The 14184-nt window shown below is 68.8% G+C and carries 15 protein-coding genes; 9 read left to right on the forward strand and 6 right to left on the reverse strand.

Going from position 1 to position 14184, the window contains the following annotated elements:
• The first annotated feature begins 284 nt into the window (after positions 1-284).
• Positions 285-842, forward strand: coding sequence for an OmpA family protein (locus tag ACODRX_RS23720; RefSeq protein ID WP_488874005.1), 558 nt, complete (start codon positions 285-287; stop codon positions 840-842).
• 77 nt (positions 843-919) lie between these two features.
• Here ACODRX_RS23720 and modC read toward each other — a convergent pair whose 3' ends face one another.
• The 3 genes from modC to modA form a co-directional block, all read right to left on the reverse strand.
• Positions 920-2059, reverse strand: a complete 1140-nt coding sequence (gene modC / locus ACODRX_RS23725) for a molybdenum ABC transporter ATP-binding protein (protein WP_488874006.1) — start codon at positions 2057-2059, stop codon at positions 920-922.
• Positions 2056-2748, reverse strand: coding sequence for a molybdate ABC transporter permease subunit (gene modB / locus ACODRX_RS23730; RefSeq protein ID WP_488874007.1), 693 nt, complete (start codon positions 2746-2748; stop codon positions 2056-2058). Before modB ends, modC begins: the two co-directional genes overlap by 4 nt.
• A gap of 100 nt (positions 2749-2848) precedes the next feature.
• Complete coding sequence (modA, locus tag ACODRX_RS23735) at positions 2849-3601, reverse strand: molybdate ABC transporter substrate-binding protein (protein ID WP_488874008.1); 753 nt, start codon at positions 3599-3601, stop codon at positions 2849-2851.
• Positions 3602-3687: 86 nt separating this feature from the next.
• On the opposite strand from modA, the gene ACODRX_RS23740 reads away from it, so the two are divergent.
• Positions 3688-4494, forward strand: coding sequence for a TOBE domain-containing protein (locus ACODRX_RS23740; RefSeq protein ID WP_488874009.1), 807 nt, complete (start codon positions 3688-3690; stop codon positions 4492-4494).
• Here ACODRX_RS23740 and ACODRX_RS23745 read toward each other — a convergent pair.
• On the reverse strand, positions 4491-4856 hold the full coding sequence (locus ACODRX_RS23745) for a hypothetical protein (RefSeq protein WP_488874010.1): 366 nt from the start codon (positions 4854-4856) through the stop codon (positions 4491-4493). The genes ACODRX_RS23740 and ACODRX_RS23745 overlap by 4 nt on opposite strands.
• Positions 4857-4914: 58 nt before the next feature.
• Here ACODRX_RS23745 and ACODRX_RS23750 point away from each other — a divergent pair, with 58 nt between their 5' ends.
• The 7 genes from ACODRX_RS23750 (at position 4915) to ACODRX_RS23780 (ending at position 10489) form a co-directional block, all read left to right on the forward strand.
• Positions 4915-5520, forward strand: coding sequence for an ABC transporter ATP-binding protein (locus ACODRX_RS23750; protein WP_488874011.1), 606 nt, complete (start codon positions 4915-4917; stop codon positions 5518-5520).
• An 86-nt stretch (positions 5521-5606) separates the two neighbouring features.
• On the forward strand, positions 5607-6434 hold the full coding sequence (locus ACODRX_RS23755; RefSeq protein WP_488874012.1) for an undecaprenyl-diphosphate phosphatase: 828 nt from the start codon (positions 5607-5609) through the stop codon (positions 6432-6434).
• 156 nt (positions 6435-6590) lie between these two features.
• On the forward strand, positions 6591-7118 hold the full coding sequence (locus ACODRX_RS23760) for a 2,4'-dihydroxyacetophenone dioxygenase family protein (protein ID WP_488874013.1): 528 nt from the start codon (positions 6591-6593) through the stop codon (positions 7116-7118).
• A 9-nt stretch (positions 7119-7127) separates the two neighbouring features.
• Entirely contained in the window at positions 7128-7859 is a 732-nt protein-coding gene (locus ACODRX_RS23765) for an SDR family NAD(P)-dependent oxidoreductase (protein ID WP_488874014.1), read from the forward strand.
• A 29-nt stretch (positions 7860-7888) separates the two neighbouring features.
• Positions 7889-8869 (forward strand): tripartite tricarboxylate transporter substrate binding protein, encoded by a 981-nt coding sequence (locus ACODRX_RS23770; protein ID WP_488874015.1) that lies wholly within the window; start codon positions 7889-7891, stop codon positions 8867-8869.
• Positions 8870-8877: 8 nt separating this feature from the next.
• Positions 8878-9603, forward strand: a complete 726-nt coding sequence (locus tag ACODRX_RS23775; protein WP_488874016.1) for an SDR family NAD(P)-dependent oxidoreductase — start codon at positions 8878-8880, stop codon at positions 9601-9603.
• Between the two features lie 76 nt (positions 9604-9679).
• Positions 9680-10489, forward strand: coding sequence for an IclR family transcriptional regulator (locus ACODRX_RS23780; RefSeq protein WP_488874017.1), 810 nt, complete (start codon positions 9680-9682; stop codon positions 10487-10489).
• Between the two features lie 24 nt (positions 10490-10513).
• Here ACODRX_RS23780 and ACODRX_RS23785 read toward each other — a convergent pair whose 3' ends face one another.
• Positions 10514-11338, reverse strand: a complete 825-nt coding sequence (locus ACODRX_RS23785) for a proteasome-type protease (protein ID WP_488874018.1) — start codon at positions 11336-11338, stop codon at positions 10514-10516.
• Positions 11335-14001, reverse strand: a complete 2667-nt coding sequence (mutS, locus tag ACODRX_RS23790) for a DNA mismatch repair protein MutS (protein WP_488874019.1) — start codon at positions 13999-14001, stop codon at positions 11335-11337. Before mutS ends, ACODRX_RS23785 begins: the two co-directional genes overlap by 4 nt.
• Positions 14002-14184 lie beyond the last annotated feature (183 nt).

Here is a 14184-nt window from a genome sequence, read left to right on the forward strand (position 1 = left end):
TGAACGGCATTACCCCTCTCGGAGGGGCAGCGACCCAACGCAGTGGGGAGCGTGGGGAGCTTTTCCATTTGGCAGCCGGCCCAACGCCGGCCTGGCGGCGGGTGTCCCGCAAGCGTCAGCGCCGCAGCGGTGCGGATTCGTGCGCCGTGCCCAGATTTACCTTGCCAGCGCCAGGGCGGACAGCGATAATCATGCGCTTTTGTGCAGTGCACATATTACCGCCGGGCCCAGGCCCGCGGCCGGTTTTTCAATAGTTCCAACAACTTAACGATAGGAGTTCGAGAGTGTCCTCTGCTCAAGACAACGATAGCGATCAGCGATTTGCCCTGGGCCTGATCTTCGCGCTGATCACCCTGGTGGTGCTCAGCGTGCTGGGTTTTGGCGCCTATAGGGGCCTGCACGGCGCCAAGGCCGGCGCTGCGCAAGGCGTGGTCAAGGCACCGGCACCGGCAGCGGCAGGTGCTTCGGGCGCGGCCGGCGCCGGGGCAGCTGGCGCGGCCGCCGAGGTGGACGAAGCCCGCGTGCTGGTGGAAAACGGCGTGGTGAAGTTCTACTTCGCCACCGCCAAGGCCGAGCTGGCGCCCGGCGCCAACGAGGCGCTGGCCGACGTGGTGGCCGCCGCCAAGGCCGGCAAGCGCGCAGTGATCTCGGGCTATACCGATGCCACCGGCGATGCCGACAAGAACGCCGAGCTGGCCAAGCAGCGCGCATTCGCGGTGCGCGATGCACTGGTTGCGCTGGGCGTGGCCGAAGGCAAGCTCGATTTGCGCAAGCCCGAGTCGGTGAACGCCAGCGGCAGCAATGCCGAGGCGCGCCGCGTCGAGGTGACCATCGGCGAATAAATCGCGCCGCTGAGCCGCGCAGGTTCTCCCCAAGAAAAAAGCCCGGCATTGCCGGGCTTTGCCATTTGCGGCGCCGGCTACTGCATCACCGCCACGCCCTTGATCTGGGCATGCGCCGCCATGCCCGCCACCAGCCGCAGCTGGCGCGCGGAGCGGGTCGAGATGCGCGCCAGCAGCACCTCGCCATCCTGCGCCGCAGGGGGGTGTGCCTGCAATCGCTGTTGCAATCGCTGCTGCAGTTGCAGCCGCACCAGGGTATTGCCATCCGGCAGCTGCTGCGCCGACAGCACCGTGCAGGGCAGGATGTTGAGCACGCTGCTGGCCTGCGGCGGCACCAGGGTCAGGCTCACGTCGCGGGCCAGGATGCGCAGCCGCACCGCGCTGCCCAGGCGCAGGGCGGCATCCGCCTGCGTCCAGTGCAGCTGCGCCCCGCTGGCATCGCCGCCCAGGCGCATGCTCCATACGTGGTCCTGGGCGTCGTGCCCGGTGACCGTGCCGTCGAGCAGCGTGCAGGCCGCCTCGTCCTGCGCCAGCGCCGAGCCGGGCTGGGTGAAGACGGCGCTGGCTGGTCCCTGGGCCACCACCGCGCCCTGGCGCAGCAGCAGCACATGCTGGGCCAGCTTGGCCACCTCGTCGATCGAGTGGGTCACATACAGCACCGGAATGCCCAGCTCGCGCGTGATGCCGGCGATATAGGGCAGCAGCTCGCGCTTGCGCTCGGCGTCCAGCGCGGCCAGCGGCTCGTCCATCAGCAGCAGCCGCGGGCTGGTGGCCAGCGCGCGGGCCAGCGCCACCCGCTGGGCCTCGCCGCCCGACAGGTGGGCGATGCCGCGCTCCATCAGCGGCGCTATGCCCAGCAGCTCGATCGCGCGCTCCAGCGCGATGCGCGGGCGCTCGCCGCGGATGCGGCGCTGCCCGTATTCCACGTTCTGCCGCACCGACAGGTGGGCGAACAGGTTCGCCTCCTGGAACACATAGCCGAGCTGGCGCCGGTGGGTGGGCAGCCACTGGCGGGCCGCGTCGTCCTGCCAGACCTGGCCGTTGACCACGATGCGGGCCTGCCGCGGCCGCTCCAGCCCCGCGATGGCGCGCAGCGCGGTGGTCTTGCCGCAGCCGGAGGGGCCGAACAAGGCGGTCACCCCGCGCTCGGGCAGCCGCACATCCATGTGCAGCGCGAATGCGCCGCGCTGTACGGCAAGCCGGGCTTCTATGCTCACATCACCCCCTCGCGTGCGCGGCCGTTCCGCTGCACCAGATTGAGCAGCATCAGCACCACGAACGAGAACGCCACCATGCCGCCGGCCAGCCAGTGGGCCTGCGCGTACTCCATGGCTTCCACGTGGTCGTAGATCTGCACCGACACCACACGGGTGGCGCCGGGTATGTTGCCGCCCAGCATCAGCACCACGCCGAATTCGCCCACCGTGTGCGCGAAGCTCAGGATCGCGGCGGTCACGAAGCCGGGCCGCGCCAGCGGCAGCGCCACGCTGAAGAAGCGGTCCCAGGGGCTGGCGCCCAGCGTGGCCGCGGCCTCCAGCGGCTTGCGGCCCATGGCCTCGAAGGCGCGCTGCAGCGGCTGCACCGCAAAGGGCAGCGAGTAGATCAGCGAGCCCACGACCAGGCCCGCGAAGGTGAAGGGCAGCGCGCCCAGGCCCAGCCACTGCGTGAGCCGCCCGCCCCAGCCATGCGGCCCGAGCAGCACCAGCAGGTAAAAGCCGATCACCGTGGGCGGCAGCACCAGCGGCAGGGCCACCACCGCCCCCACCGGCCCGCGCCAGCGCGAGGCGGTATGCGCCAGCCACCAGGCGATGGGCGTGCACAGCACCAGCAGCAGCACCGTGGTGGTGGCCGCGAGCTTGAGCGTGAGCGCGATGGCTTGCAGGTCATGGCTGCTCAGGATCGGCATGGGTTTACAAAAATAAGAGCGGATGGCGCTTTATACATCAGGTTTTCAAATATAAAAGTATATGAAAAGACCAGACGACAAGCGCGGGCTGCTCCTGTTTTTAGAAGCTGTAGCCGTAGGCCTTGATCACCGCGCGCGCCTTGTCGCCCTTGAGGTACTGCACCAGCGCGGAGGCGGCGGGGTTGGCCGCGGCGCGGCGCAGCACCACCGCATCCTGGCGGATGGGCTCGTGCATGTCTTCGGGCACCTGCCAGTATGAGCCCTTGTCGATCTTGCCGTCCACCATCACCTGCGACAGCGCCACGAAGCCCAGCGGTGCGTTGCCGGTGGAGACGAACTGGTAGGTCTGGCTGATGTTCTCGCCCAGCACGAAGCGCGGCTGCACGCTATCGAGCAGGCCCATCTTCTGCAGCGTCTGCGTGGCGGCCAGGCCATAGGGCGCGAGCTTGGGGTTGGCGACCGCGATGTGCTTGAAGTCGCCGCTCTTGAGCACCTGGCCCTGGCCGTCCACATAGCCGGGCTGGGCGCTCCACAGCACCAGGCGGCCGATCGCGTAGGTGAAGCGGCTGCCGGGCACGGTGCGCTCTTCCTTGTCCATCTTGGCGGGCGTGCTGTCGTCGGCGGCAAGGAATACGTCGAACGGCGCGCCGTTGGCCATCTGCGCGTAGAACTTGCCGGTGGCGCCGAACGAGAGCACCGCCTTGTGGCCGGTGTCGGCCTCGAACATGGTGGCGATCTTCTGCATCGGCGCGGTGAAGTTGGCGGCCACTGCCACGCTCACTTCGGCGGCGCGGGCACCCGCGCCGGCGGCCAGGATGAGGGCGGCAATGGTGATGGAACGAAATGGCGGCATGTCTTCCTCGCTATTCATGTTGAGAATAGCGACAAGTGTAATCACAATTGCCGCCGGCATGCGTTTGCATGCGATCATTGCCAGCCATGACCACATCCGCTTCATTGACCGCGGCGCTGGGCGAGCGCCGCGCCGACCGGCGCATCGAGGTGCTGCGCCAGATCCAGCTGACGGGCTCGATATCGCAGGCCGCGCGCGAAGTCGGCATCAGCTACAAGGCCGCCTGGCAGGCGGTGGAGACGCTGACCAACCTGGCCGGCGTGCCGCTGGTGGCGCGCAGCGTGGGCGGCACGGGCGGGGGCGGCGCCACGCTCACGCCCGATGCGCTGCTGCTGCTCGAAGCCGCCGATGCGATGGTGCATGCGCGCGGCAATGTGCAGCGCGCGCTGCAGGGCAAGGCCAGGGCCGGCGATACCGGCAAGAGCGCGGCAGCCACCGCGCTGGCGCGGCTGTCGGTGCGCACCAGCATGCGCAACCAGTGGCCCTGCGTGGTGGAGCGGATGAGCGCGCGCGGCGCGCTGGTGGTGGTGCACCTGCGCGGCGAGGGCGCGGCGCAGGCTTTTGCGCTGCAGGCCTATATCACCCAGGAGAGCGCGCAGCTGCTGGGCCTGCACGCCGGCGTGCAGGCGCTGGCGCTGTGCAAGGCCACCGCGGTCGAGGTGCTATGGGCCGGCGAGGATCTGGCCAAGGGGGGCGAGGTGCCGCCGAACCATTGGCGCGGCAAGATCAGCCGCATCTCGCGCGAGCCGCAGGCCAGCGAGGTGGCGCTGCAGCTGGAGGGCGGCGTGCACATCGTGGGCTTTGCCGCCGACACCAACGGCATGCGGGTGCGCAGCATGGCGCAGGTGCGCATGCATCCGTCGGCGGTGGTGCTGGCGCTGGTGGATGGCTAGCCTGATGGCTCGCTCCACTTGGCATCGAAGGCCTCGGCAAACGCGGGCGAGCCGCTGATGCTCAGCGCCAGCTGCAGCCGCCCGGCGTGCTCCAGGCTGGCATGGCTGAGCGTGCCGTCGCGCGCCGAGAACTGGAGCGCCAGCGGCCGCCCGCCCGCATCCTGCAGCTGCAGGTCGTAGTGCCAGGCATGGCCGTCGTCCAGCGGGCCGGGCGCGCCGGCCTGCGCCGTTGCCCAGCGCAGTACCTGCAGCAGCTCGCGCGAGAGCTGGGGCCAGCGGGCGGTGGCCACATGCGCGAGCGCATCCCAGGTGATGGTGTTTTCGCCGTCGTCGCTGCGTTCGAAATCCAGGTAGTCAAGCATGCAGAGCGCATTATGCTATCTTTTCAGGAGTCAACGCGAGCCCGTTTGGAGGATGCACATGGTTTTGGAGATGCACGGCGTGGGTTTTGCCTACGGCCCGGCGGCGCCGGTGTTCAGCGGCTGGAGCTGGCTGGCCCCGCCGGGCGTGGTGCAGCTGCTGGGCGGCGACGGCGCGGGCAAGACCACCGCGCTGCAACTGCTGGCCGGGGTGCTGGCGCCCACCGCCGGCGAGATCCGGGGGGCGGCGGCCGAGCGCTTCTGGTTCGACCTGCGCGAGCCCCAGGCGCTGGGGCCGCGCGAGCAGGCCGCGGCGCAGTGGGCCGAGCAGGTGCTGGCCCGGCATCCCCGGGCCGACCGCGTGGCGCTGCAGGCGCACCTGCAAGGCTTTGGCCTGGCCGAGCACTGGCACAAGCCGCTGCTGGCGCTGTCCACTGGCACGCTGCGCAAGGCGGTGATGGCGGCCGGCATGGCCAGCGGCGCGCCGCTGCTGCTGCTGGACGAGCCGCTGTCGGGCCTGGACAAGCCCTCCATGCGCTATCTGCTGCAGGCGCTGGCCGAGGCGGCACCCACGCTGCGGGCCCGCGGCCAGCACTGGGTGCTGGCGCACTACGAGGCCTTGCTGGCGCCGGGCGCGGCGGTACGGGCCATTGCCTTGCCAGCCTGACGAATATTTACGGGAAATCGCTAGCTGGCCATTGGTGCCCTTGGGTATGATGCTCACATTTTTCAAGCATCCGCCGAAGGACGATTGTGGACATCCTGCTGCTAGTGAAAGCCGCCATCATGGGCGTGGTCGAGGGCCTGACCGAGTTCCTGCCGATTTCATCGACCGGCCACCTGATCCTGGCGGGCAGCCTGCTGGGCTTTGATGACGACAAGGCCAAGGTGTTCGACATCGCGATCCAGACCGGCGCGATCTTCGCGGTCATCCTGGTGTACTGGCACAAGATCCGCGACACCCTGGTGGCCCTGCCCAGCCAGCGCCAGGCGCAGCGCTTCGCGCTCAACGTGCTGGTGGGCTTCATCCCGGCGGTGGTGCTGGGGCTGCTGCTGGGCAAGTACATCAAGGCGCATCTGTTCACGCCCATCGTGGTGGCCACGACCTTCATCGTCGGCGGCTTCATCATCCTGTGGGCGGAAAGGCGCTCGGCACGCACGGTGCGGGTGCAGACGGTGGACGACATGACCCCGCTGGATGCGCTGAAGGTGGGCCTGGTGCAGTGCCTGGCGCTGGTGCCCGGCACCAGCCGCAGCGGCGCCACCATCATCGGCGGCATGCTGATGGGGCTGTCGCGCCAGGCGGCCACCGATTTCTCGTTCTTCCTCGCCATTCCCACGCTGATCGGCGCGGGCGCCTACAGCCTGTACAAGGAGCGCGCGCTGCTGAGCTGGGCCGACGCGCCGATGTTCGCGGTGGGGCTGGTGTTCTCCTTCATCAGCGCCTGGCTGTGCGTGCGCTGGCTGCTGCGCTTCATCGCCAGCAACAGCTTCGTGCCGTTCGCCTGGTACCGCATCGCGTTCGGCATCGTGGTGCTGGCGACGGCCGCCACCGGCCTGGTCCGCTGGGCCGAGGGCTGAACGCCAGGCCGCAGCCGACGCCCAAGCCCAGCCCGGTCCAGGACCGGGCTTTTTTTCGTCTACGGGTTTTCATGGGATGGGCGGGGCGCCGCGCGTTCCTACAATTATCCATATTATAGATTTATGTCCATATTATGGATAAATAAAGAGGAGCAAATGCCTGTAGAAACGATCGATGAAACCCCGCTGATGCCCTATCAGTACCCGAATCCGGCGGATGCCCTGCCCGAGATCGTGGTGCGCGATGCGATTCCCGCCGACGAGCGCCTGTGGGTGCCGCAGGCCGAGAACGTGTGGTTCCGCCCGCTGTGCCTGAACGCCAGCCAGGGCTACTGGATGAACCTGCTCAAGGTGCGCAAGTCGGGCGTGCTCAGCCGCCACCGCCACCCGCAGGCGGTGCATGGCTTTGTGCTCAAGGGGCGCTGGAAGTACCTGGAGCACGACTGGTGGGCCGAGCAGGGCAGCTACGTGTTCGAGCCGCCGGGCGAGACGCATACGCTCTATGTGCCCGAGGATGTGGAGGAGATGATCACCTACTTCCAGGTCAACGGCGTCATGTACTACACCGATCCCTGGGGCAAGGGCATGGGCTTCGAGGATGTGTTCACCAAGATCGAGATGTGCCGCCAGCACTTCGCGGCGGTGGGCCTGGGGGCCGGCTATGTGCGGCAGTTCATCCGCTGAGGCGCGCGCATGGCCGATTGCAACTACGACTTTCGCGGCCGCGTGGCGGTGGTGACCGGCGGCGCCAGCGGCATCGGCGCCGCGGTGGCGCGGGCGCTGCGCGATGCCGGCGCCGCGCTGGCGGTATGGGATCTGCAGGCGCCGGATGCCGCGGCCGGCATGCTGCACTGCCCGGTGGACGTGAGCGAGCCGGCCACGGTGGATGCGGCGCTGGCGCAGACGCTGCAGCGGCACGGCCGCATCGACGTGCTGGTCAACAGCGCCGGCGTCACCGGCCCGACGATGCCGCTCGAAGACTTCGACGCCGCGGTGTGGCGGCGGGTGGTCGACATCAACCTGCTGGGCGTGTTCCATGTCTGCAAGGCGGTGGTGCCGCAGATGCGCGGGCAGGGCCATGGCCGAGTGGTCAACATCGCATCGCTGGCGGGCAAGGAAGGCACGGCCAATGCCTCGGCCTACAGCGCGGCCAAGGCCGGCGTGCTGGCGCTGACCAAGTCGCTGGGCAAGGAGCTGGCGGGCACGGGCGTGCTGGTGAATGCGATTGCGCCGGCGGCGGTGCGCACGCCCATCCTGGCGCAGATGGCGCCTGGCCATGTGGCCACCATGGTGGCCAAGAGCCCGATGGGCCGGCTGGGCGAGCCGCAGGAGATCGCGGCGCAGGTGCTGTGGCTGGCGTCTAGTGCCTGCAGCTTCAGCACCGGCGCGGTCTTCGATGCCTCGGGCGGCCGCGCCACCTATTGACGATTCCCATACCAACCCAAGGAGACGACATGCAGATTCATCCCTCGCGCCGCGGCGCAATCCAGCGGGCCCTGGCCGGCGCCATGGCGCTGGCCGCAGGGAGCGGCGGCGCGGCGGCCGCGGACTTTCCCACGCACCAGGTGGAGCTGATCGTGCCCTTCCAGCCGGGCGGCGGCACCGATGGCGTGGCCCGCGCCTTCTCGGAGGCGGCGCGCAGGCACATGCCGCACAGCGTGGTGGTGCTGAACAAGCCGGGCGCCAGCGGCGCCATCGGCTGGACGGACATGATCAACGCCCGGCCCGATGGCTACAAGCTCGCGGTGGTGACGGTGGAGCTGGTGACCTTGAAGCCCATGGGCCTGGCCAAGTTCAGCTATGACGATGTGCAGCCCATCATCCAGTTCAACGCCGACCCGGCGGCGATCACCGTGCGCGCCGATGCGCCGTGGAACACCATCGAGGAGTTCCTGGCCGCGGCCAGGCAGGACGCGGGCAAGATCGGCGTGGGCAATGCCGGCAATGGCTCCATCTGGCACTTTGCCGCGACCGCGCTGGGGCAGAAGACTGGCATCCGCTTCAACCACATTCCGTTCCAGGGCGCGGGGCCGGCGGTGCTGGCGCTGATGGGCGGGCATGTGGACGCGGTGGCGGTGAGCCCGGCCGAGGTGGCGCAGCAGCTCAAGGCCGGCAAGCTCAAGATGCTGGCGGTGATGGCCGATCAGCGCCTGAAGAACTTCGACCAGGTGCCCACGCTCAAGGAGAAGGGGATCGAGCTGAGCATCGGCACCTGGCGCGGCATCGCCGGCCCGAAGAAGATGCCGGCCGAGGTGCTGAACTACCTCAAGGCCATGGCCAGGAGGACGGTGGACGAGCCCGCCTTCCGCGAGGTGCTGGACAAGCAGAACCTGGGTTTCGTCTATGCCGACGACCAGGTCTTTCGCGAGCGCATGGCCCAGGACAGCGTGTTCTTCACCGACCTGGTCAAGTCGCTGGACCTGAAGAGCAACTGAGCATGCGCATGGACCCGACCTACCGCCAGGACCTGTTCGCCGGCAAGACCGCGCTGGTGACCGGCGCTACCCAGGGCATAGGTGCAGTGATCGCCAACCAGCTCGCGGCGCTGGGCGCGCAAGTGCTGGCGCTGGGCCTGGGGCCGGGCGACGGCACGCTGGACGCCGCGGTGCAGGTGCGCCAGGCCGACGTGACGCGCCAGCAGGATGTGGATGCCGCGCTCGCGGCCGTGGAGCGGCTCGACATCGTGTTCAACTGCGCCGGCATCATCCAGCGCGGCGCGGAGCACGAGATCGAGGTCTTCCAGCGGGTGCTGGAGGTGAACCTCAGCGGCACCATGCGCGTGTGCAGCGCCGCGCGCGGCCGGCTCCAGGCCAGCCGCGGCTGCATCGTGAACACCGCGTCGATGCTCAGCTTTTTCGGCGGCGGCCTGGTGCCCGGCTATGCCGCGAGCAAGGGCGGCGTGGGGCAATTGACCAAGTCGCTGGCGATCGCCTATGCGGCCGACGGCATCCGCGTCAACGCCATCGCGCCGGGCTGGATCGCCACGCCGCTGACCCAGGCGCTGCAGGACGACCCGGCGCGCGCCGGCCCCATCCTGGCGCGCACGCCGCTGGCCCGCTGGGGCACGCCCGAGGACGTGGCCCGGGCCGCGGTGTTCCTGTGCACGCCAGCGGCCAGCTTCATGACCGGCGTGATCCTGCCGGTCGACGGCGGCTACATGGTGAGCTGAGCCGCTGCGAGGGCTGGGGGCGGGGCTTTGTCCGGTATCCTGCAGGCTGTTATGACGCCACGAAACCTCGCGCACCATGCCTTCTTCTTCTGAGCCCCGGGCCGACAGCGGCGTTGCCGGCACTGCGGCGTTCTCCAAGTTCATGCGGGTGCTGCAGCTGGTGGCGGACAGCGCCGCACCCGTCTCCATCGCCGACATGGCGCAGGCCACGGGCTTTCCGCGGCCCACGGTGCACCGCATCGTGGCCGCGCTGGTGGCCGAGCGCATGCTGGTGGAGATGGCCGGCAGCCGCAGCTGGACGCTGGGGCCGCGCCTGATCCAGCTCGCCAGCCGCAGCTGGAGCCGCTCGGGCCTGCGCCTGGCGGCGCTCGATGCGCTGCGCGCCCTGCGCGACGAAACCGGCGAGACCATCCATTTCGCGGTGCCCTCGGGCCACAGCATGGTCTACATAGAAAAGCTGGAAAGCCCCAGCGCGGTGCAGATGTCCTCGCGCATAGGCACCAGCGTGTGCCTGCATTCCACCGCGGTGGGCAAGGCCTACCTGGCGGCGCTGGCGCCCGAGGCGGCGGCGGCGCTGCTCGCGCAGCTCAACTACGAGTGCCATACCCCGCACACCGTGGCCGGGCCCGAGGCGCTGGCGCGGCAGCTGGAGCAGGTGCGCGCGCAGGGCTGGTCCACCGACGCGCAGGAAAACGAGGACGGCATCCACTGCTTCGGCGCCGCGGTGCTCGGCCCCAATGGCCAGCCAGTGGCCGCGATCAGCGTCAGCACCCTGGTCTTTCGCCAGAAGGGCGATGCCCAGGCCTGCTATGTGCAGCCGCTGCTACGCACCTGCGCCGCGATTGGCCAGCAGATCGCGCAAAACCCCAACCTGGTGCACGCATGAGACGCTTGCAGGCGTTCCCAGGCGCTACAGCATCACCTGCGGATCGGTGATCTTCTTGATGGGGCGCGCCGTGCTGTCGCCCGGCTGGATCGACATGGGGCCGCTGGCCTGGCCCCAGCGTGGGTCGTCGATGCTGTCGAAGGCCTCGCGCAGCTTGCCGCCCCACACGCTGTGCACCATGCGGAAGTAGTCGTTGTTCTCGTCGATGCAGGCGATCTGGTCGCAGCGTAGCGCATTCGTCTGGTAGACCGCCAGGTCCAGCGGCAGGCCCACCGAGAGGTTGGATTTGAGGGTGCTGTCCATCGACACCAGCGCGCACTTGGCGGCCTCGGCCAGCGGGGTGGCCGGGGTGAGCACGCGGTCGAGCACCGGCTTGCCGTACTTGGCCTCGCCGATCTGGAAGTAGGGCGTCTCGGCCGTGGCCTCGATGAAGTTGCCGGCCGAGTACACCTGGAACAGCCGCACGCCTTCGCCGGCGATCTGGCCGCCAAAGAGCATGCTGCAGTTGAACTCCACGCCGCTGCGGGCCAGCGCCTCGCCGTCGCGCTGCTGGATGTGGCGCACCGCGCTGCCCAGCACGCGCGCGGCGTCGAACATGCTCTTGGCGTTCCAGATGCTGATCGGCGGGCCGCCTGCCTCGTCGGGGATCTGCTCGGTCTGCAGGATCTCGCGCACCGATTGGGAGATCGACAGGTTGCCCGCCGACAGCAGCACCATGAAGCGCTCGCCGGCCTTTTCGTAGACCATCATCTTGCGGAAGGTGCTGATATGGTCGAGCCCCGCGTTGGTGCGGGAGTCGGAGAGGAACACCAGCCCGGCATCGAGCTTGATGGCGACACAGTAGGTCATGATTTTTCGGCGAGTCGTTTCAGGGAATAGAGCACATCCAGTGCATCACGGGGCGTGAGTGTATCGGGTTGCAGCTCGCGCAGCTGGGCCTCGACGGCGCTGGGCGTGGCGGGAATCTCGCTGCTGGCGGGCTCGGCGAACAGGTCGACCTGCGCCTGCGAGGCCTGCTGGCGCTCTTCCAGCGCGCTCAGCGCCTGGCGCGCATGCGTGAGCACCGGCGTGGGCATGCCCGCCAGCTTGGCCACCTGGATGCCATAGCTGCGGCTGGCGGGCCCGGGCTGCAGCTCGTGCAGGAAAACGATGTCGGCGCCGGCCTCGGCCGCGGTCACATGCATGTTGATGGCATGGCGCGCGCGCGCGGGCAGCTCGGTCAGCTCGAAGTAGTGGGTGGCGAACAGCGTGAGCGCGCGCGTCTTGTCGTGCAGGTGGGTGGCGATGCCGCTGGCCAGCGCCAGCCCGTCGAAGGTGCTGGTGCCGCGGCCGATCTCGTCCATCAGCACCAGGCTGTAGGGCGTGGCGGCATGCAGGATCTGCGCGGCCTCGGTCATCTCCATCATGAAGGTCGACTGCGCGTTGGCCAGATCGTCGGCCGCGCCGATGCGGGTGTGGATGGCGTCGATCGGCCCCAGCCGGCAGCGGCTGGCCGGCACGTAGCTGCCCATGCTGGCGAGCAGCGCGATCAGCGCCACCTGGCGCATGTAGGTCGATTTGCCGCCCATGTTGGGGCCGGTGATGATCTGCAGCCGCTGCTGCGTGGACAGCCGCGTGTGGTTGGCGATGAAAGAGGCGTTCGAGGTCTCGGCCAGCCGCGCCTCGACCACCGGATGGCGGCCGTTGTCGATGTCGATGCAGGGCTCGGGCACGAACTGCGGCGCGCACCAGTTCAGCGTGAGCGAGCGTTCGGCCAGCGCGCACAGCACGTCGAGCGCGGCGATCGAATGCGCCAGGCGGCCGAGGGTGGGCACATGCGGTTGCAGCTCGTCGAGCAGCTGCTCGTACAGCCACTTCTCGCGCTGCAGCGCGCGCTCCTGCGCCGACAGGGCCTTGTCCTCGAAGGCCTTGAGCTCGGGGGTGATGTAGCGCTCGGCGTTCTTCAGCGTCTGGCGGCGGCGGTAGTCGTCGGGCACGCGGCCGGTGTAGCTGCTGGTGACCTCGATATAGAAGCCGTGCACCTTGTTGAACTGCACGCGCAGGTTGGGAATGCCGGTGCGCGCCTTCTCGCGCGTCTCCAGCTCCAGCAGGAAGCTGTCGCAGTTGTTCTGGATGCCGCGCAGCTCGTCCAGCTCGGCATCGAAGCCGCTGGCGATCACGCCGCCGTCGCGCACCAGCGCGGCCGGCTCCTCGTCGATCGCGGCGGCCAGCAGCTGCTGCGCGGCGGCCGGCGGCGCCAGGTGCTGGAAGATCTCGGTCAGCAGCGGCGCCGGCGCGGCGCGGTTGCGCGCCAGCTGCTCGGCTTTCTCCAGCGTCTTGCCCAGCGCCAGCAGCTCGCGCGGGCGCACCTGGCGCAGCGCGATGCGGGCGGTGATGCGCTCCACATCGGCCACGCCCTTGAGCTCGGTGCGAAACAGCTGCCAGGGCGCGGCCGTACGGCTGCTGGCGCCGGCGCCGGTATTGCCGCGCAGGGCGGTCACCGCCTCGAGCCGCTCCATCGCGTCGCGCCGCTCGCGGCTGGGCTCCAGCAGCCAGCTCTTCATCAGCCGGCTGCCCATGCCGGTCTGGCAGGTGTCGAGCAGCGAGAACAGCGTGGGGCTGTCGTCGCCGCGCAGGGTCTTGACCAGCTCGAGATTGCGGCGCGTGGCCGGCGGCAGATTGATGAGCGCATCGACCTGCACCACCCGGATGCTCTGCACATGCGGCAGCGCGCGGCCCTGGGTGTGCTCGGCATAGCTCAGCAGCGCGGCGGCCGCGGCATGGGCGAGCTGGAGGTCCTGCGCGTTCCAGGCGTTGAGCGTGAGCGCGCCGAGTTGCTCGCGCAGCTTGCGCTCGCCCAGCTTGTCGTCGAACTGCCAGTCGGGGCGCAGCGACAGCGGGCACTGGAATAGGCCTTGCGTGCGCAGCTGGTGCAGCTCCTGCTCGAAGCGCTGGCTGGCGCCGGCGCTGTAGGCGATCTCGCTGGGCGCGATGCGCGCGAGCCAGCCGGCCAGATCCTCCTGCAGGCATTCGGCCAGGTAGATGCGGCCCTGGGTCACGCTCAGCCAGGCCAGCCCGCAGCGCGCGCGGCTACCCTGGTGCAGCGCCAGCAGCATGGACTCGGACTTGTCGCTCATCAGCTCGGTGTCGGTCACCGTGCCGGGTGTGACGACGCGCACCACCTTGCGCTCCACCGGCCCCTTGCCCGCGCCCACCTCGCCCACCTGCTCGCAGATGGCCACCGACTCGCCCAGCTTGATCAGCTTGCCCAGGTAGCCTTCGAGCGCATGGAAGGGCACGCCCGCCATCGGTATCGGCTTGCCGGCCGACTGGCCGCGCTGGGTGAGCGTGATGTTGAGCAGCCGCGCGGCCTTTTCGGCATCGTCGTAGAACAGCTCGTAGAAATCCCCCATGCGGTAGAACAGCAAGGTGGCGGGGTGGTCGGCCTTGGCAGCGAGGTATTGCTGCATCATGGGCGTGTGATTTGCTGCGCGCTCCCGGCTAAGTGTTTGATTTTTATCGGATTCACTCATTTCTTTGTTCAAAATCAATCACTTGAATAAACTGCTGTTTAAAAATACAGCCTGCCAGGTAGTCGCCAAAACCCCTGTGCGCTTCAATCAGTGGCGTAGGTTGTTACGGGTAATTTGCTGTGGACCTACGCCAAGCCGGAATTGAATTGCGGAAAACCTACGCCGAACGGAAGTGGCATGAGC

This window comes from Comamonas sp. FG99 (assembly GCF_057808605.1).